This window comes from Pseudomonas pergaminensis (assembly GCF_024112395.2).
Classification (GTDB): domain Bacteria; phylum Pseudomonadota; class Gammaproteobacteria; order Pseudomonadales; family Pseudomonadaceae; genus Aquipseudomonas; species Aquipseudomonas pergaminensis.
On record NZ_CP078013.2, the window covers coordinates 4,044,232 to 4,061,926 of the forward strand.

Below are 17,695 nucleotides of genomic sequence, written 5' to 3' on the forward strand. Positions count from 1 at the left end.
CCTTACAGCTGCCAGGAGCCAATATCGGCATTCACGCCATCGCCATCCGGCTGGCCGTCGGCGCCGAGGGAGAACACATCCACCTCGCCATTGGCGCCTGGGTTGAGGTAGTGATAAGGGTGGCCCCACGGGTCATTGGGCAAGCGTTCCAGGTAGGCGCGCCAGGTGCTGTTCTTCGCATCCGCCGGGCGTTCCACCAGCACCTTCAAGCCCTGGTTCATGCTCGGGTAAGTGCCGTGGTCGAGGCGGTAGAGTTTCAGCGCCTGCATCAACCCGCCGATGTCCTGTTTGGCCGCCGTGGCCCGCGCCTGGTCCGGACGGTCGAGAACCTTGGGCACCACCATGGCCGCCAGGATCCCGAGGATGACCACCACCACCATGATCTCGATCAACGTAAAGCCACGCTGCCCGCGAGGGCCTGGCAACGGGGACGTTAGGCACGCGATATCCATCTCGACATTCCTTGGCTTGAGTGCAATTCGTGGCGCAGTGTTGCAAGAACACATGTCAGTCGTATTGAAAATCCTCGGGAGTTTCGGTCGCCAATCGGTCAACTGCCGGCGCTAGTCTGCGGGCCTGTTTCCAGGCTTTGAGAGCGCCATGTACGGCTGTCGCAAGGAGCAAGGTTTTACCCTGATTGAAGTGCTGGTGGCGCTGGCGATCATCGCCGTGGCCATGGCCGCCGCCGTGCGCGTGGCCGGGCTGATGACCCAGAGCAACGGGCTGCTGCGGGACAAGTCGATCGCCTTGCTGGCGGCCCAGAGTCGACTGGCGGAGTTGCGCCTGGAGGGACACCTGCGCAGCGGCCAGAAGACGTTCGAATGCGACCAGGGCCGCCTGAAACTGCGTTGCGAGCAGACCATCAACGCCGATGGCCGCGTGTTTCAGATCAACCTGCAGGTGCTCGACGCCAGTCGCGCAGCCCCGCCCCTGGCGCGCCTGGAAACCCAGGTCATGGCCGAGTGAGCAGCGGCAACGCCGGCCCTTGCGGCAACTTGTCGAGGTTGACGCGCAGCGTCTCGCCACCGCGCTCGATCTCCACGCCGTCGCCTTCGATGGCCGTCAGCCGCACGCCGGGGCTGAGCCGTTCACCCAGTAGAAAACTGCGCGGCGGGCCGCCATTCAGACTGAGGATCGCCACCGCCCCTCGCGCGCCTGCCAGCACCCCCGTGACCTTCACCTGCAGCGCCGTCGGCGCATTGGAAAACCACTGCAGCGCCGGGTTGTCGCTGCGCGCCGCCAGTGCCTGGGGCGCGGCTGGCGGTGTGTGGGATTCGGCGGTGGTCAGCAGCAGCGGCGTCCATACCGCCACGCCCGTCAGCGCGGCCAACATACCCAGCGCCTGCACTCCATGGGCCAGGGTGAAGCGAGGGATGAATGTCATGGGCAGGACCTCCTGTTTGTCCGTCGCACCAGCCTACAGGTCAATTCGCACGCTTTTATTTCACACACTCCCCAGTTCTCCAGGTGGTCACCGATGAAACAGCAAGGCTTCACCCTGATCGAGCTGATGGTGGTGCTGGTGATCATCGGTATCGCCAGCGCCGCCATCAGCCTCACGATCAAACCCGACCCGTTGCACCTGCTGCGCAAGGACGCCGAGCGCTTGAGCCAACTGCTGCAAGTCGCCCAGGCCGAAGCCCACGCCGACGGCCGCCCCATCACCTGGCGCGCGGATGCCAAAGGGTTTCGCTTTAACCGCCAACGGGACGACGGCCAGGGCATCGAAACGTTTACAAACGACGATCAACTGCGCCCGCGCCTCTGGGACAGCACGCCGATGAACATCAGCATCGAACCCCGACAAACCCTGGTGCTCAACGCCGAATGGATCAACCCGCCGCTGCGCGTGGTGCTGTCCGACGGCCAACACAGCCTCAGCCTGCAACGCGACGCCGCCGGCCTGATGCGCGTGGTCAGCCAACCATGAACAGGTCCCAGCAAGGCTTCACCCTGATCGAAGTGATGGTGGCGATCATGCTCATGGCGGTGGTCAGCCTGATCGCCTGGCGTGGGCTCGACAGCGTGACCCGGGCGGATCAGCATTTGCAGGCGAGCTCCGAGCAGACCGAGGTATTGCTGCGTGCGCTGAACCAGATGCAACGGGACATCAGCCTGCGCGCCCGTGTCGAACTGACGCCCACGGACACGGCACAAACGGAAGGCCTGGCCGCCGTGACCGTGCGCAGCTCCGACAGCAAAGGCTTTCGCCTCGACGTGATCCGCAGCGCCCCCATGGCAGGCGATGGCCTGCAACGGGTACGTTGGTGGCTCAAGGGCGACGCACTGTATCGCGCCGCCGCCCCGGCGCGGGATCGCTACCCCCTGCCGGCAGCGAAGGACGGCGTAGTGGTGCTGACCGGCGTCAGTGACTTGCAGGTACGGGTGTGGGAAGCAGAAAAAGGCTGGCGGCAGCTGAGCGGGAATCGACGCGAAGACCCGGTGGGACTGGAGATCAGCCTGGTGCGACAGACGCCGCAGGGGGTAGAAAAATACCGGCAGGTCGTGGGGCCGTTGAAGTAGGGGCGGCCCCTTGGCCGTCCCGCCGCCGTCAACGTTCGCGCTGGCCTGTCTCAAGCCACGCTTTGTTGACACTCAAGGTTGTCGCCAGTTTTTCCATGCGCGCAACCGGCAGCCCGCGTGAAAACCAATTGTTGAGGCACGGGATGAACAATCAAGGCCTTCAACTCAACAACACCACCCCACCCGGCAACTCCGTACACTTGGCCCCGTACGCATCCCGAATCAACAACGCCACACCCGCCAGTTGCTGCAAACTGAACCGCGCTTGCACCCGGCGTTGGCCCAGTTGCTTATTCAACAGCACCAGCATGCCGGGGCGGTATCGGTTGATTTCATCCACCACCGTCGCCAGGGTGGCGTTGTTGAAGACCAGCACTTGCTCACGCCAGGCCACGACCGTTTGGGTGTCTACCGTCGTCACGTCGCTGACGCCGGCAGCGCCGTAGGTGAGCTGCCGGCCGCTGTCCAGGCGCACGCTGCGCCCGGCGATGTCCACCAGAAGTGAACCTTCGATGCAGGTGACGCACACGTTGTAGTCGGTATTGCGCAGGTTGAAGCGCGCCTGTGCCGCGCTTACCCAGCCTTCGCCGGCCTGGACCTTGAGCGGTTGTACCACGTGGGCGACCACTTCGACTTCGCCCTCGAGCAGCTCGATGCCCTGCCCCACCCGGCTGATGCGGGTCTGGGTGTTGAGTTCCAGGCTGATGCCGTCGCTCAGCAGGACTTGGCGTTGCTCGCCGACCTCGGTGCGGTAATCGGCGGTGAGCCCGGCAAAGCCACCCGGTACGCCGACGCGAACCATTACCACAGCGGCAGAGGCGGCGATCGCACCGCCCAGGAAGGCACGCCGGCCAAAGCTGCGCGGTTGCGAGACGTGCTCCAGCGCAGGCGCCACGTGCTGCCACAGCGTCTTGGCCTGCTCGAATGCCTGGGCATGTTCCGGGCTTTGTGCGCACCAGGCCTTGAGGGCCTTGGCATCGGCCACGGTGGCGCGGCCCGAGGTCAGCAGGACCAGCCAATCGCGGGCTTCATCGTGCAGGGGGCTGGCGGCGGATTGCCGGGCGGTGGAGAGGCTAAAAATATTCAAGCGCGCACGTACTCACGGATTTATCAGGGACTCGACACTAAGACGGTTTTCCGGCCCCGGGACCGAACCGCTGAATCACTTTTCTTTCCAGGCGCTTGGCACAGTGGCCCAGGGCAGCCTTGATTTCTTTCTCGACCATGCGCGTGGAAATGCCGAAACGCTGGGAGATTTCCAGGTGCGGCGCCTCCTCCAGGCGGGCGGCAATGAGGATTTTGCGCCGGCGTGCCGGCAGCTCGTAGAGGGCCTTGACCAGGGATTGGATGTCTTTCTGGCCGCCCACCACCCGCGACGGGTCCTGGGCTTCGTCGGCGCTTTGCAGCAACTCTTCCACCTCGCTGCCGGTGAGCAGGCGCGCATCGGCCTGGCGGCGGTCGGCGGCGATGTTCAGGGCCATGCGGTACAGGTAGGCATTGGGCTGCTGCAGGTTCGGCGGCACGTCCATGCGGTCGACCCGCAGGTACGTCTCGTGCAGCACGTCGTTGGCCAGGTCCTCCGAGCCCAGGCGCTTGCGCAAACGCACCTTGAAGTCTTCGTAGGAGGCCAGGAACAAGCTGACCATTGTGCTGTGCCCGGAATTTTTCATCCCCCCGAGGCTCCTTTCGCTGCTGTGCATTCCATGCGTGTTCCTGTTGTGTCAGGCATCAAAAGTAAAGTCACCGGTTGGCGCAACGAGCTTGGTGCCGGGCGTTCGACCCGCGCCGTTGCCAGGCTGCGCACCAGTGCTTCATCGCGTTGTTCATCGCCGGTGGAACTGACCAGCCGGCTGTGTTCGATCACCCCGTCCGGGTTGACCCACACCTGCACCAGCGCACGAAAACTGCCGGGCCGGGTCAGCGGCGAACGGCACAGGCTGCCTTCGATGGCTTGCTGCAGCGCCGTCGCGTAGCTGTTGTTGATCCGCACAGCACTGCGTGCCGCCGCACCACGGGTGGGGGGCGGCTGACTGACCTGCGGGGCCTGCAAGGTAAACGCATCGCTGCGTGCATAACGGGCCATCAGGCCACTCCCTGTCAGCAACATCGCCAGTGCCTCTTGCGCCGTAAAGCGCCCGCGCACCCCGATGGCACGCCGGCCCCGCGTCAACTCGCGGTCAACCAGCACCGCCATCCCGGTGGCGCGGCTGTAGGCTTGCAGTGCGTGTTCCAGGTCTTGCGCCGGCAGGTCCAACGACAACAGGGGTGAATCTGCCTGCGCTGCGCGACCACCGACCAGCAGCAACAGCAAGACCAGGGCGCATGCGACGCGCCTCCAGACTCCCTGCTCACCCCCTGCTCTGCATCGCTGCACGGCCGACGCGCCCTAGAAAACCGTCATCCTGAGGCCAGTTTATGAACCTGATGTTACGGTGATAGCAAAAAAAACATCACGGTGATGAGAGGCGCGCTGCACTAGACTTTCAAGCCTAACCGGCCCCCTCCCCAGGGCCAGCCAGGAGGCCCCGATGAAATCGTTACCGACCCTCGCCAGCCTGTTGCTGTGCGCCGCCCTGCCCTTGCTGGCCCATGCCGACAACAGCGCCGGCACTTGCGCCGAAGTCACGGTGGATGGCTACAAGGCACCGGACTATGGCTGCCTGAGCCAACAAATGGGCAACGACACAAATGCGGCCAAAGCCGCGCAAAAGAACCGCGAAGCGCAGGCCCTTCCCGTGGAAAAGCGCCTACCGAATAAACTTGGCCTGGCCACCCCGGCGGCGACCAGCGTACGCATGGGCAATACCTTCGGGACGTCGGTGAAGCCGCAGCGGCCTTGAGAAATCAAAGCGCCCAGGCAATGCCATCGCAGGCAAGCCAGCTCCCACATGGGAACGGGATCGACAGCAAAAACCCGGTCGGCTCTAAGGCCGCCTTCGCTGGCAAGCCAGCTCCCACATTTAGATCGCGGGGCTACAGTCAGATAGCGGTCAACTGTCAGGCTGCCTTCGCGAGCAAGCCCGCTCCTACATTTGACAGGGATCGACAGCAAAAACCCGGTCGGCTCTAAGGCCGCCGCGCTTTGCTTTTGATCTTAGGCGCCCCGTCAAACACGCTGGCCGGAATTCGACAGGGATTTGGGGGGTAAACCGGCAGGGATGCCGGTTTAGCCGCCCCGCGCCATGGATGGCGCGTGGCGGCGGCCCCCCAAATCACTGTCGGATTACGGGCATACCGAGCCTAGGCGAGGTACCGAGTGTTGGGGCGAAGGCCTTTTGCTTACTTTTGGGCCTTTCCAAAAGTGAGCCGCTGTAAGAGCGGAACCATAAGCGGCCGTTACCGCAGCAACGGATATGTACCCAGCCAGATCCAACATCCAGGCCGGCTGTCAGGCCGCCTTCGCAGGCAAGCCAGCTCCCACACTTGGATCCCGGGGAGACAGTTGGAGAGAGGTCGGCTGTCAGGCCGCTTTCGCAGGCAAGCCAGCTCCCACATTTAGATCGCGGGGCTACAGTCAGATAGCGGTCAACTGTCAGGCCGCCTTCGCGAGCAAGCCCGCTCCCACAGAGAGCTGATACCACCGAATCGTCGGTGGTATCAGGCGGCGTGGCTTTCTTTTTTCAAGCGGTCCATGTCGATCACGAACCGATACTTCACATCGCCCTTGAGCATCCGCTCATACACCTCGTTGATGCCCTGGATATCGATCATCTCAATGTCCGAGGCAATCCCGTATCTGGCGCAGACGTCGAGCATGTCCTGGGGCTCCTGGATGCCGCCGTTCAACGATGACCCGCATAGACGCTGAATCGTTCAACCGAGCACGTCCGTACAATCCGCCGGTCGGCCCCGTTCCTAAGATCGAGACTTTCTCAAGACGCAGGAGAGTGGGCATGAGCAGAAAAGTAAGGACGGTTGCGCTAGCAGTCACGTTGCTGGCCGAGGCCATGATGGGCAACGCCTTTGCAGCGACAGCGGCGGTCGCCGTGGCTCCGCAATACGACACCAGCCACGTTTACGTCGCCCCGGCCGATGTGGACCGTTTTACCCAGAGTTTCCTGGCCACATTCGGCGGCAAAAGCACGCCCCAAGTGGTGGTGAACGTGTTGCCGGTGCCCAGCAGCACCACCTCGCAACTGTTGCAGACACCCGTTGGCACAGTGTCGCTGTTCGGTTTCACCACGCCGATCCCGCACCCGTTCGGCCAGGAGCGCAACGGTTACCTGGTCAAGGACATGGATCTCGCCCTCAAGGCCGCCCGGGAAAACGGCGCGGCGGTGATCGTCAGCGACTTCCCCGACCCGATCGGACGTGACGCGGTGGTGCAGTGGCCAGGCGGTGTGAACATGCAACTCTACTGGCACACCAAGGCCCCGGATTACGCCGCGTTCCAGACCGTGCCGGAAAACCGCGTGTACCTCAGCGCCGAGCGTGCCGACAGCTTCATCAAATCGTTTGTCGGCTTCTCCCATGGCAAGGTGCTGACGGATGACAAACACGCCCCTGGCGTGGATATCGGCCAAGCCAACGGTAACTACCGTCGCGTCGACATCGAATCGCCGTTCGGGCGCATGGCCGTGCTGGTCACCAACGGCCAACTGCCCTACCCGTTCGGCCATGAGACCACCGGCTATCAAGTGGCTGACCTGACGGCCACCCTGGGCAAGGCCACCGGCTCCGGCGCCAAAGTGTTGGTGCCTGCGTTCGACAGCAAAGGCCGTCGCAGCGCTTTGGTGGAGTTTCCGGGCGGCTACGTCGCGGAGATCCATCAACTCAACGCCGCAAAATGATGCGCCGCACAGGCTGGGGCCTGGCCGTGCTGTGGCCGCTGCTCGTCAGCAGTGTCCACGCCGACGAGCAAGCGACACGCCCGGCCATCAAGGCCAACCGCTGGCAGGAAGACTGGTCGGTGCTGCAGGACCCGGCGCTGCGCACGCAGCCGCTGGACAGCTTGAAGTACATCCCGCTATCCAGCGCGAACCCCTATACCTACTTGTCCCTGGGCGCGACGTTGCGCGAGCGTTTCGAGATGAACGATGCCAGTGGCTTCGGTGTGCGGGATGTGAAGCGTGATCGCTACCTGATCCAGCGTTTCCAGGTCCACGCCGACCTGCATCTGAACGAGCACTGGCGCGTGTTCACCCAATTGGAAGATGCGCGGGCGTACGACAAGACGACAATCGGCGGCGCCGACCAGAATCGCGTCGACCTGCGCCTGGCCTTCGCCGAGTATGTGAATACCTTCAGCAGTGGGACCCTTAAGGCCCGTGTCGGGCGCCAGGATTTCGCCTTCGACCTGCAGCGCTTCATCTCATCGCGGGACGGCCCGAATGTGCGGCAGTCCTTCGATGCGCTGTGGGCCGACTGGGAGACCTCCAACTGGCGTTTTATCGGGATCGCCAGCCAGCCGGTGCAATATCAGGACGGGCGTCACTTCGACGACAAATCCAACAGCGATGCGCGCTTCCACATGGTCCGTGTGGAGCGACTGGTGGGCGGCAATAACGAGTTGTCCGCCTACTACGGCGTATATGAGCGCACCGCCGCTCACTACCTGGACGCCGACGGCGACGAGACCCGCCACCTGTTCGACGCACGCCTGGGCGGCGCGGCCATGGGCTTTGACTGGGACATCGAAGCGATGCTGCAAAGCGGCTCGGTCGGCAACAAGGACATTCGCGCCTGGGCCGGTGGCAGCCGTACCGGCTACACCTTCGACAGCCTGGCCTGGAAACCTCGCGTCGGTCTGCAACTGGACATCGCCTCGGGCGACCGCAAAACCGGGGATGGCACCGTCGGCACCTTCAACCCGCTGTTCCCCAACGGCTACTACTTTTCCCTGGCGGGCTACACCGGCTACAGCAACCTGATTCACGTCAAGCCGTCGATCACGGTCAAGCCGATCGACAAGCTCAGCGTGCAAACCGCCATCGGCCTGCTGTGGCGCCAAACCACCAGCGACGCGGTCTATACCCAGCCCAACCTGCCGGTGGCCGGCACCGCAGGCCAGGGCAATCGCTGGACCGGCGCCTATGCGCAAGTGCGCACCGATTATGTGTTCAGCCCCAACCTCACCGGCGCCGTCGAGGCCGTGCACTACGACGTGGGCCAGACCCTGCACGATGCTGGGGGTGACGACAGCAATTACCTGGGGGTCGAGCTCAAGTTCAGTTGGTAACCCCAAGCAAGCACACCCGTACAAGCCCTTGAACCGGTTAACGGCAATAGTGATCCTGCGTTTTACACCACCTTGAAAGGAGATGTTCATGAGCACATTCGTCGCCAAAGACGGTACCCAGATCTATTTCAAAGACTGGGGCAGCGGTAAACCCGTGCTGTTCAGCCACGGCTGGCCGCTGGACGCCGACATGTGGGAATACCAGATGGAATACCTGAGCAGCCGCGGCTTTCGCACCATCGCGTTTGACCGCCGTGGGTTCGGCCGCTCGGATCAACCCTGGACCGGCAACGACTACAACACCTTCGCCGACGATATCGCCCAGTTGATCGAACACCTGGACCTCAAGGACGTGACCCTGGTGGGCTTCTCCATGGGCGGTGGCGACGTCGCCCGCTACATCGCACGCCATGGCAGCGCACGCGTGGCCGGGTTGGTACTGCTGGGCGCGGTGACACCGCTGTTCGGCCAGAAACCGGACTACCCGCAGGGTGTGCCGACTGAAGTATTCGATGGCATCAAGGCCGGCCTGTTGAAAGACCGTGCGCAATTTATCAGCGACTTCAACACGCCGTTCTTCGGCCTCAACAAGGGCCAGAAGGTCTCTGATGGTGTGCTGACCCAGACCCTGCAAGTGGCGATGCTGGCATCCCTAAAGTCGACGGTGGATTGCGTGACCGCGTTCTCCGAAACCGACTTCCGCCCGGACATGACCAGGATCGACGTACCGACCCTGGTGATCCACGGTGACGGCGACCAGATCGTACCGTTCGAAACCACCGGTAAAGTGGCGGCCGCCTCGATCAAGGGCGCCGAACTGAAAGTCTACAAGGACGCGCCGCACGGGTTCGCCGTGACCCACGCGCAGCAGTTGAATGAAGACCTGCTGGCGTTCCTGCAACGCTGAAACGCCTGCACCACCCTCTCCTTATTTGGCCGGGTTTGCCCGGTCTTTTTTTGCTCAGGAGAAACGCTGGCCCAGGACCAGGCGACCGGGCCCGCTGATCAGCAAGGTGGTGAAGATGATCAACAGCAGCCAGCCGAACTGCCCTTCGAACAACGTCCACTCCGGGTGCACCACCCACAAAGCGATCAACAGCACCGCCAGGATCGGCAGGCACGCCAGGCGTACCAGCACCCCGGCAATGATCAGCAGCGGGCACAGCACTTCAGCGAAAATCGCCAGCAGCAACGTGATAGTCGCCCCCAGGTGAAACGGATCTTCGATCAGCTTCAATTGCTCGTTGTAGTTGAGCAACTTGGGCAAGCCATGCACCCACAGCAGGAACAGCGCCCCGCTGATCCGCAGAAACAATAGTCCCAGGTCCTGACGCGTCGATTCGTTCATAGGTGCTCTCGGTTGATTGCCACAAACGTTGATTGTGGCGACCGGGCCACCTAAGCGCTTGCAAGCCTGTGCTGACCTCACTCCCCGGTGCCGGCAAACGCCGCCACGATTTCATCGATCACCGCCCGCACCCGGGCGGTGTGGCGCAGGTCGGCATGGGTCACCAGCCACACGTCATACGGCAGTGGCCGGGTACGCTGCGGCCACAGGCGCACCAGCCCGTCGCGCTCACCGGTGTACACCGGGATTTCACCAATGCCGATACCCGCGGCGATGGAGCGGCGTACCAGCAGGCTGGAACTCAAGGCGGCGACAATGCGCCCGCGCGCTACGGGCTCAGAGACCAGGCTCATGTCCTTCTGGCTTTGCAGGTAGGGTTGGTAGACCACCAGGTCATGGCCTTCGAACAGGCTGCCCGGCGTGGGCACGCCGTGGCGGTCGATATAGCCCTGGGACGCAAACAGCCCGACCGGCCAGCGCGCAATGCGCCGGGCGATCAGGTCGGGGTTGTCCGGGCGGGTGTTGCGCACGGCGATATCGGCTTCACGCTTGGCCAGGCTGAGGATCTGGGTGGAGGCGTCCAGTTGCACGCGCACGTCGGGGTGCTTGTCGTGCAGGCGCGCGATGGACGGAATCAGAAAGTCGATGGCCAGGGAGTCGGTGGTGCTGACCCGCACCGTGCCGGTCAGGCGGTCATCCAGGCCCTGGATCTGCCGCTCCAGGTCGAGGGCCGAACGCTCCATTTTCTCCACCGAGAGCAACGCCGCTTCACCTACCGCCGTGAGCGCATAGCCTTCGGAGGTGCGCAGGAACAAGGTCGCGCTCAAGGACTTTTCCAAGGCATTGATCCGCCGCCCTACCGTGGCCTGGTCCACCCCCAGCACCCGCGCGGCACCGCGCAGTGTGGACTCACGGCACACTGCCAGGAACACCCGTGCATCATCCCAATTCATACCGCCCTCCAGTGATGCATATCTGCATCGCCATGACGCTAATTCGCTGCATTATTGCATCTTAAAACCTCGCTATGCTGGCCGCCAGAGAAAAACCTTGAGGACCGCCATCATGCTCGACACCCCTGTTTCATCCCGCAGCGCGGTCTGGCTGCCGATCTTCGCCGGCCTGTGTGCCAGCCTGGTCAGCATTGGCCTGGCGCGCTTCGCCTATACGCCACTGATTCCAACGCTGATCCAGGCCCAATGGTTTTCCGCCAATGACGTGGTCTATCTCGGCGCCGCTAACCTGGTGGGCTACCTGATCGGTGCGCTGATCGGCCGGCCCATCGCCCAGCGCACCTCGAACAAGACTGCCCTGCGCATCATGATGGTCGCGGTGACCCTGGCGTTCTTCGCCTGTGGCTTTGCGCTGTCGGTGGTGTGGTTCTTCGCCTGGCGCCTGCTGTCGGGGATTGCCGGCGGCGCGATCATGGTGCTGGTGGCCGCCACCGTGCTGCCCCACGTGCCGGCTGCCCGTCGGGGCCTGGCCAGTGGCGCGATTTTCCTGGGCATCGGCCTGGGCATTGCCGGCTCCGGTACGCTCGTGCCGCCGCTGTTGAGCCTGGGCTTGCAGCAGACCTGGTTTGGCCTGGGCCTGTTGGCATTGGTGTTGACGGCGGCCAGCTGGTTCGCCTGGCCCACCGGTACGCTGCAGGAAGCACCGGCCCCCACGGGCACTTCAGCGCGGATGCCATCCGGCGTGTACCTGCTGTTCGCCCAGTACGCCTTTATGGCGGCGGGCCTGGTGCCGGCAATGGTGTTCCTAGTCGACTACGTGGCCCGTGGCCTGGGTGCCGGTGCACACACTGGCGCGATGATCTGGGTGATGTACGGCCTGGGCGCGATTGTGGGCCCGGTGAGCTACGGGTTCCTCGCCGACAAACTCGGCGCGCGCTTGAGTATCCGCGTGGTGCTGGTGGTGCAGGCAATTGCGGTGGGCCTGTTGCCGGTGGCCGGCTCCTTTACCGCCCTGGCAGTGCTGGCGGTGCTCCTGGGTTCCTTCCCACCGGGCATCGTGCCGCTGGCCCTGGCACGGGTGCATGAACTGCTGCCCAACCATCACCAGCAACAAGTGGCCTGGAGCCGCGCCACCGTGTCCTTTGCAACGTTCCAGGCGCTGTCCGGGTTTGCCTATTCAGCCCTGTTCAACAGCAGCGGCGGCCAACATGTGCTGCTGTTCCTGATCGCCGCCGGCGCGATCGTGGTCGCACTCGCCCTTGAACTGGGCATGATTGTGCTGAACCGTCGACCGCTCGACACGGTCCCAACCCATACGCTCATCGCTGCAGGTACTTTGAAATGACGCTTCCTAAAGAAATGACCCTGATTGAAATCACCACCCCCGGCGCACCTGAAGTGCTGCAACCGCGCCGCGCCGATGTGCCGGTCGCAGGCCCTGGCGAAATCCTGATCCGCGTGCATGCCGCCGGGGTCAACCGCCCAGACGCCCTGCAGCGCGCCGGCAAGTACCCGATGAAACCCGGCATGAGCCCGATCCCAGGCCTGGAAGTGGCCGGCGAAGTGGTCGCCCTGGGCGATGGCGTGAGCGAGTACGTCGTCGGCGACAAGGTCTGCGCCCTGACCAATGGCGGCGGCTACGCGCAGTTCTGCAGCGTACCGGCCAGCCAGGCCCTGCCGATCCCGGAGGGCATGGACTGGATTCAAGCCGCCGCCGTGCCGGAGACCTTCTTTACCGTGTGGGCCAACCTGTTCGGCCTCGGCGGTGCGCACAAAGGCCAGCGCGTGCTGATCCACGGCGGTACGAGCGGCATCGGCACCACCGCCCTGATGCTGTGCCGCGAATTTGGCATCCAGGCCTTCGCCACCGCCGGCAGTGCCGACAAGTGTGCCGCGATTGCCAAGCTGGGCGCCGAGCCGATCAATTATCGCGAGCAGGACTTTGCCGAGGTCATCGCCAAGCGGACCGGCGACAAGGGCGTGAACGTGATCCTCGACATCATGGGCGCCTCCTACTTGAACAACAACATCAAGTCCCTGGCCATGGACGGTCACCTGGTGATGCTGGGCTTCCTCGGTGGCGGCAAGGCCAACGACGTCGACCTGCTGAGCATCCTTGGCAAACGGGCGGTGATTACCGGCTCGCTGTTGCGTGCACGCACCCGGGAAGAAAAGGCCGCGATTGCCGAACAACTGCGCGAATACGTGTGGCCGGTGCTGGCCGCCGGGCGTTGCCTGCCGATCATTGACAAGGTGTACGAATACACCGACGCCGCCCAGGCCCATGCGCGGATGGAGGGCGGTGATCACATTGGCAAGATCGTGCTGCGCGTGGAGTAACACAGGGGCTGGCTTGCGTGGGAGCTGGCTTGCCTGCGATAGCATCGCCGCGGTCTGACTCCTACACCGAGGTGCCAGCATCGCAGGCAAGCCAGCTCCCACCTTGATCAGCGTTGCCTGGCTATTGGGCGTACACCGGGTAGTCGATATAGCCCTCTGCACCACCGCCGTACATCCCTTCCACCCGCAGCGGATTCAACGGCCACCCGTTGAACAACCGCTGTGGCAAGTCCGGGTTGGCTATGAACGGCCGCCCGAACGCGATCAAGTCCGCCAGCCCGGCTTCGACCAGACCGGCACCGCGCTCAGCGGTGTAGCGACCGGCGTAGATGATGCGCCCGCTGAACGTGTCGCGCACCGCGCGGCGGAACGATTCGGGCAACACTGGGGCGTTGTCCCAGTCTGCTTCGGCAATGGACACATAGGCGATGCCCGACTCTTCCAGCACCTTGATCGCTTCGACGTAGGTGTGATGCGGATCGTCTTCCACCAGGCCGATATACACCCGGTCCTGATCAGTGCCGCTGAACAGCGGTGAGAAACGCACCCCCAGCCGCTCAGGCCCGACCACCGCGCTCACGGCTTCGACGATCTCGCGCAGAAAGCGCAGGCGGTTGTGCAGCGAGCCACCGTATTCGTCATCACGCTGGTTGGCGTGGGCCGAGATGAACTGGTTGACCAGGTAACCATTCGCCGAATGGATCTCCACCCCGTCGAACCCGGCATCCAGTGCATTGCGTGCGGCCTGGGCGTAGTGCCCGACCAGTTCCTCGATCTCCAGGATGGTCAAGGCACGCGGCACTGGCGGTTGCTTCAGCTCCCCCTCGCCCGGCGCGGTTTCGATGAAGGCCTTGGCCTGTAGCGCCTGGAGTGCCGAGGGTGCGACAGGTGCCGCGCCGTCTGGCTGCAAGGCGTTATGGGACACCCGGCCAACGTGCCACAGTTGGGCGAAGATCACCCCGCCTTCGGCATGCACCGCCTCGGTGACCTTGCGCCAGCCGTCGATCTGCGCCGGGGAGTAGATACCTGGCGTCCAGGCATAGCCCTGGCCACGCGGTTCAATCTGTGTGCCCTCGCTGACCATGAAACCGGCACTCGCGCGCTGGCGGTAGTACTCGGCCATCAAGTCGGTGGCGATATCGCCCGGTTGCGCACTGCGCTGGCGTGTCAACGGCGGCAGCACAATACGGTTGTTCAGCGTGTGGTGCCCCAGTTTTACCGGAGTACTTAAAATAGGCTCATTCATTGAATCATTTCCAAATAGCGGGCGCGCTAAAGCATTGGCGACTTATAAAAGTCACCAATGCATCAAGCGGTCAGTTAATTAAGCGGTGAGTGTCAGCAGGGCTTTGGCGACATCACTGGAACTGCCAGGGTTTTGCCCGGTGACCAGCAAGCCATCGGTGATGACAAAGGATTGCCAATCAGCGCCTTTCTCATAAAGGCCACCCAACTTCTTGAACTCATCTTCCACCAGGAACGGCACCACATTGGTCAGTTCCACTGCCGCTTCTTCCGAGTTGGAGAACCCGGTGACGCGACGGCCCTTGACCAACGGGTCGCCGTTGACCGCCTTGACATGACGCAAGGCGCCCGGTGCGTGGCAGACGAAACCGATCGGCTTGCCAGCGCGCTCGAAGGACTCGATCAGGGCGATCGACACCGGCGACTCCGCCAGGTCCCACAGCGGGCCGTGGCCGCCTGGGTAGAACACGGTGTCGAAGTCATCGGCGTTGACCGAATCGAGCTTCAGCGTGGTCGCCAGGGCCTGCTGCGCAGCCGGGTCGGCGGCGAAGCGGTGGGTCTGTTCGGTCTGGAAGTCCGGCTGGTCGCTCACCGGGTCCAGGGGCGGCTGGCCGCCGGCAGGAGAAGCCAGCACCACCTCGGCACCGGCGTCCTTGAACGCGTAATAGGGGGCGGCAAACTCTTCGAGCCAAAAGCCGGTCTTGCGCCCGGTATCGCCGAGCTGGTCGTGAGAGGTCAGTACCATTAATACTTTCATTTTCCAGTGCCTCGATAAGTGGAGTTGTCAGTCTGTTCAGGCCAACCCAACAACTGCCGGGTCAACCCCAGCGCCTCGTCAAAAGGCGCCGTAGTACGGGTGATCTTGCTCATGACGCTGGTCCCCAGCCACAACGCATACAGGCGCCGGGCCAGGCTTTCGGGGTGTTGCGCAATGACGACCGAACCGTCGTCGACGCCCTGTTGCAAAGCCTCGGCGAGCAAGCCGATGGTGCGTGCGGTGCCGCGTTGCAGGGCCAGGCGCATCGGCTCTGAAAGGTCTGACACCTCAGCGCCGAGTTTGACGGCAAGGCATTTGCCCGCGTCGGTGCAGCCGGTCTGGTTGTCGATCCAGCAGTCCCAATAACGCATCAACTTGGCGTGCTGGGTTAAGCCCGGCTGGTCGAACAGTTGTTGCATGCCGTGCACGTAGTTGTCGAAATAGTGGTCGAGCAATACAACGCCGAACGCATCTTTGGAGGTGAAGTAGTGATAAAACGAACCTTTGGGTACTTCGGCGGCTTGCAGTATTTCGTTCAGGCCCACCGCAGAAAATCCTTTGCGACCGACAATACGTTGCGCGGTATCGAGAATGGTCTGCCTTGCACTTTTGGTTTCGTTGCTCATGCTTCATCCCGTCCGATTAGACCAGTCGTCTAGTTCGTTGAGGGAATGTTAGGAGTCGGGGCAATCGCGCACAATGTCAGATCCGCAAGGATTCCGGACATGCCGCGAAGGCAGTTGCCGTTTACCCGGCACACGCCGACAATCCCCTCTCCCGCGCCCCTTGGAGAATGACGATGCACAGCGTTGCGCTGATGGTTTACCCGAACTTCCAGTCCCTGAGCCTCAGCCTGGGGTCGGTGTTCGAGTGCGCGAACCTGCTGCGCGGCGAGCCGGCCTATGAGTTTCACTTGGTGTCGGAGAGTGGCGGCGCGGTGATGACGTCACAGGGCTTCTCGGTGAACACCACGCCGATCCGGCCGGAGGGCTACGACACCCTCATCGTCAGTGGCTACCTGGAATTCCGCCTGCCGGAAGCCAACCTGCTCGAACTGGTCAAGGCCGCCTCCGCCCAGTCGCGGCGCGTGGCCTCCTTGTGCATGGGCATCTTCGTGTTGGCCGAAGCCGGCCTGCTGGCAGGCAAGCGCACCACCACCCACTGGATTCACGCCCCGGCCTTTCGCAAGCGCTACCCAGACATTCGCCTGGAGGAAGACAAGCTGTTTATCGTCGACGGCCAGGTATGGACAGGCGCCGGCATGAGTGCCGGCGTGGACCTGGCCCTGGCCATGGTGGAGAACGACCTGGGCAGCGACCTGGCCCGGCGCATAGCGCGCAAACTGGTGATCGCCCAACGGCGCGGCAGTGAGCAATCGCAGTTGTCGGCGTTGTTGGAACTGGACCCAAAATCGGACCGCGTACAACTGGCCCTGGCCTACGCCCGCGAGAACCTGACCCACGACCTTTCGGTGGAAGCCCTGGCCGATGTCGCCCGGCTCAGCCCGCGCCAGTTCAGCCGGGTGTTCCGTGAAGAGACCGGGCAAACGCCGGCCAAGGCCATCGAATCCCTGCGGGTGGAAGCCGCCCGGGCGATGATGGAAACCAGTCGTCACCCGGTTGAAGTGGTGGCCCGCGAAACCGGGTTTGGTGATCGCGAGCGCATGCGCCAGGCGTTTTTAAGGGCGTTCGGGCAGCCGCCGCAGGTGATGCAGCAAGCCTTTAATGCAACGCTGCCCGCGTAATCAGGTAACTCACCAACTGCGGTTCATCGTCCAGCTCAATTGTCTGCACCGGGCGTGGCAGGTTATCCAGCACCGAGCGCCAGAACGCTTGGGACACTTCGTCCTGGTCATAGAAGCGCACCAGCCAATTGGCGTCGCCACTGCACAGCACCTGGCTGGCGATGGCGCGGCCGATGCCTTTGCGGCGGTAGCGCTTGAGGATGAACAGGTCGGCCAGCTCCAAGGCGTCGATGCCCGGCAGTTCGCTGCCTTCGATCAGCAGGAAGCCGGCGATATAACCATCGACCAGCAGCAGGTTGGCGCTCCATTGCGGGTCCTGCCAGTAACGGGCCAGGTGTTCGTCATGGATGTAGAAGCGGCCGTCCGCCTCGACATCTTCCTGCTCCCAGTCCGACGACTCATAAGCGTAATACTGGTAGAGATTGCGGATCAGCTCGGCGTGCTCCGGGCCGGTCTGGATCAGTTCGACGGTGGTTTCAGGCATGGGGCTCTCGGTCAGGAATGCAGGGCGACATTGTTCACAAAACGCGGGGACAGTCCAATAGCGTCGCCAACCTTTCTACTTGCTGAACCGATTGCAAATAGGTGTTGCCTCCCCCGAAACCCT

At 63.2% G+C, this 17,695-nt stretch carries 21 protein-coding genes and 1 pseudogene; 10 read left to right on the forward strand and 12 right to left on the reverse strand.

Annotated features, from left to right (window positions below):
* Positions 1 to 2 precede the first annotated feature (2 nt).
* Positions 3 to 452, reverse strand: coding sequence for a type II secretion system major pseudopilin GspG (gene gspG / locus KUA23_RS18205; RefSeq protein WP_078049049.1), 450 nt, complete (start codon positions 450 to 452; stop codon positions 3 to 5).
* 148 nt (positions 453 to 600) lie between these two features.
* On the opposite strand from gspG, the gene gspI reads away from it, so the two are divergent.
* Positions 601 to 966, forward strand: a complete 366-nt coding sequence (gene gspI / locus KUA23_RS18210; protein ID WP_078049050.1) for a type II secretion system minor pseudopilin GspI — start codon at positions 601 to 603, stop codon at positions 964 to 966.
* On the opposite strand, the gene KUA23_RS18215 is transcribed toward gspI, so the two are convergent.
* A complete protein-coding gene (locus tag KUA23_RS18215) occupies positions 953 to 1,384 on the reverse strand; it encodes a type II secretion system protein N (protein ID WP_252992567.1) in 432 nt (143 codons plus the stop codon). The genes gspI and KUA23_RS18215 overlap by 14 nt on opposite strands.
* A 93-nt stretch (positions 1,385 to 1,477) precedes the next feature.
* Here KUA23_RS18215 and gspH point away from each other — a divergent pair, with 93 nt between their 5' ends.
* A complete protein-coding gene (gene gspH / locus KUA23_RS18220; protein ID WP_252992568.1) occupies positions 1,478 to 1,930 on the forward strand; it encodes a type II secretion system minor pseudopilin GspH in 453 nt (150 codons plus the stop codon).
* Positions 1,927 to 2,523 (forward strand): type II secretion system protein GspJ, encoded by a 597-nt coding sequence (locus KUA23_RS18225; protein WP_252992569.1) that lies wholly within the window; start codon positions 1,927 to 1,929, stop codon positions 2,521 to 2,523. The genes gspH and KUA23_RS18225 overlap by 4 nt, the downstream gene beginning before the upstream one ends.
* Positions 2,524 to 2,683: 160 nt before the next feature.
* Here KUA23_RS18225 and KUA23_RS18230 read toward each other — a convergent pair whose 3' ends face one another.
* Genes KUA23_RS18230 through KUA23_RS18240 form a run of 3 tightly spaced genes read right to left on the reverse strand, consistent with a single transcriptional unit; the run spans position 2,684 to position 4,834 of the window.
* Positions 2,684 to 3,610 carry a FecR family protein gene (locus tag KUA23_RS18230; RefSeq protein ID WP_252992570.1) on the reverse strand — a complete coding sequence of 309 codons (927 nt, stop codon included), beginning with the start codon at positions 3,608 to 3,610 and terminating at the stop codon, positions 2,684 to 2,686.
* 37 nt (positions 3,611 to 3,647) lie between these two features.
* Complete coding sequence (locus KUA23_RS18235) at positions 3,648 to 4,193, reverse strand: RNA polymerase sigma factor (protein WP_078049055.1); 546 nt, start codon at positions 4,191 to 4,193, stop codon at positions 3,648 to 3,650.
* Positions 4,190 to 4,834, reverse strand: coding sequence for a TonB family protein (locus KUA23_RS18240; protein ID WP_252992571.1), 645 nt, complete (start codon positions 4,832 to 4,834; stop codon positions 4,190 to 4,192). The genes KUA23_RS18235 and KUA23_RS18240 overlap by 4 nt, the downstream gene beginning before the upstream one ends.
* 217 nt (positions 4,835 to 5,051) lie before the next feature.
* Between KUA23_RS18240 and KUA23_RS18245 the strand changes: the two genes are divergently transcribed.
* Positions 5,052 to 5,363 carry a hypothetical protein gene (locus KUA23_RS18245; RefSeq protein WP_252992572.1) on the forward strand — a complete coding sequence of 104 codons (312 nt, stop codon included), beginning with the start codon at positions 5,052 to 5,054 and terminating at the stop codon, positions 5,361 to 5,363.
* Positions 5,364 to 6,120: 757 nt separating this feature from the next.
* Here the strand turns inward: KUA23_RS18245 and KUA23_RS18250 are convergent.
* Positions 6,121 to 6,312, reverse strand: a pseudogene (locus tag KUA23_RS18250) (NAD(P)-dependent alcohol dehydrogenase); the annotation flags it as partial.
* Positions 6,313 to 6,416: 104 nt separating this feature from the next.
* On the opposite strand from KUA23_RS18250, the gene KUA23_RS18255 reads away from it, so the two are divergent.
* From KUA23_RS18255 to KUA23_RS18265, 3 genes are all read left to right on the forward strand, one after another.
* Positions 6,417 to 7,313 (forward strand): VOC family protein, encoded by an 897-nt coding sequence (locus KUA23_RS18255; protein WP_252992573.1) that lies wholly within the window; start codon positions 6,417 to 6,419, stop codon positions 7,311 to 7,313.
* The gene (locus tag KUA23_RS18260) at positions 7,310 to 8,701 is read left to right on the forward strand and encodes an alginate export family protein (protein ID WP_248487805.1); all 1,392 of its coding nucleotides are present in this window, start codon (positions 7,310 to 7,312) and stop codon (positions 8,699 to 8,701) included. Before KUA23_RS18255 ends, KUA23_RS18260 begins: the two co-directional genes overlap by 4 nt.
* 88 nt (positions 8,702 to 8,789) lie before the next feature.
* A complete protein-coding gene (locus KUA23_RS18265) occupies positions 8,790 to 9,608 on the forward strand; it encodes an alpha/beta fold hydrolase (RefSeq protein WP_099491848.1) in 819 nt (272 codons plus the stop codon).
* Between the two features lie 54 nt (positions 9,609 to 9,662).
* On the opposite strand, the gene KUA23_RS18270 is transcribed toward KUA23_RS18265, so the two are convergent.
* Both KUA23_RS18270 and KUA23_RS18275 read right to left on the reverse strand, forming a co-directional pair.
* Positions 9,663 to 10,049 (reverse strand): DoxX family protein, encoded by a 387-nt coding sequence (locus KUA23_RS18270; protein ID WP_078049061.1) that lies wholly within the window; start codon positions 10,047 to 10,049, stop codon positions 9,663 to 9,665.
* A gap of 77 nt (positions 10,050 to 10,126) precedes the next feature.
* Positions 10,127 to 11,002: a LysR family transcriptional regulator gene (locus KUA23_RS18275; protein ID WP_078049062.1), complete on the reverse strand. Its 876-nt coding sequence runs from the start codon at positions 11,000 to 11,002 to the stop codon at positions 10,127 to 10,129.
* A 112-nt stretch (positions 11,003 to 11,114) separates the two neighbouring features.
* Here KUA23_RS18275 and KUA23_RS18280 point away from each other — a divergent pair, with 112 nt between their 5' ends.
* Both KUA23_RS18280 and KUA23_RS18285 read left to right on the forward strand, forming a co-directional pair.
* Positions 11,115 to 12,347: a YbfB/YjiJ family MFS transporter gene (locus KUA23_RS18280; RefSeq protein ID WP_252992574.1), complete on the forward strand. Its 1,233-nt coding sequence runs from the start codon at positions 11,115 to 11,117 to the stop codon at positions 12,345 to 12,347.
* On the forward strand, positions 12,344 to 13,342 hold the full coding sequence (locus tag KUA23_RS18285; protein WP_078049064.1) for an NAD(P)H-quinone oxidoreductase: 999 nt from the start codon (positions 12,344 to 12,346) through the stop codon (positions 13,340 to 13,342). Before KUA23_RS18280 ends, KUA23_RS18285 begins: the two co-directional genes overlap by 4 nt.
* Positions 13,343 to 13,463: 121 nt before the next feature.
* Here the strand turns inward: KUA23_RS18285 and KUA23_RS18290 are convergent, their stop codons facing one another.
* The 3 genes from KUA23_RS18290 to KUA23_RS18300 form a co-directional block, all read right to left on the reverse strand.
* Entirely contained in the window at positions 13,464 to 14,588 is a 1,125-nt protein-coding gene (locus tag KUA23_RS18290; protein WP_252992575.1) for an alkene reductase, read from the reverse strand.
* 78 nt (positions 14,589 to 14,666) lie between these two features.
* Positions 14,667 to 15,344: a type 1 glutamine amidotransferase domain-containing protein gene (locus KUA23_RS18295; protein WP_099491853.1), complete on the reverse strand. Its 678-nt coding sequence runs from the start codon at positions 15,342 to 15,344 to the stop codon at positions 14,667 to 14,669.
* Positions 15,341 to 15,970, reverse strand: coding sequence for a TetR/AcrR family transcriptional regulator (locus KUA23_RS18300; protein ID WP_252992576.1), 630 nt, complete (start codon positions 15,968 to 15,970; stop codon positions 15,341 to 15,343). Before KUA23_RS18300 ends, KUA23_RS18295 begins: the two co-directional genes overlap by 4 nt.
* Before the next feature lie 173 nt (positions 15,971 to 16,143).
* Here KUA23_RS18300 and KUA23_RS18305 point away from each other — a divergent pair, with 173 nt between their 5' ends.
* On the forward strand, positions 16,144 to 17,088 hold the full coding sequence (locus KUA23_RS18305) for a GlxA family transcriptional regulator (protein ID WP_078049068.1): 945 nt from the start codon (positions 16,144 to 16,146) through the stop codon (positions 17,086 to 17,088).
* On the opposite strand, the gene KUA23_RS18310 is transcribed toward KUA23_RS18305, so the two are convergent.
* Positions 17,066 to 17,572, reverse strand: coding sequence for a GNAT family N-acetyltransferase (locus KUA23_RS18310; RefSeq protein ID WP_252992577.1), 507 nt, complete (start codon positions 17,570 to 17,572; stop codon positions 17,066 to 17,068). The genes KUA23_RS18305 and KUA23_RS18310 overlap by 23 nt on opposite strands.
* Between the last annotated feature and the right edge of the window lie 123 nt (positions 17,573 to 17,695).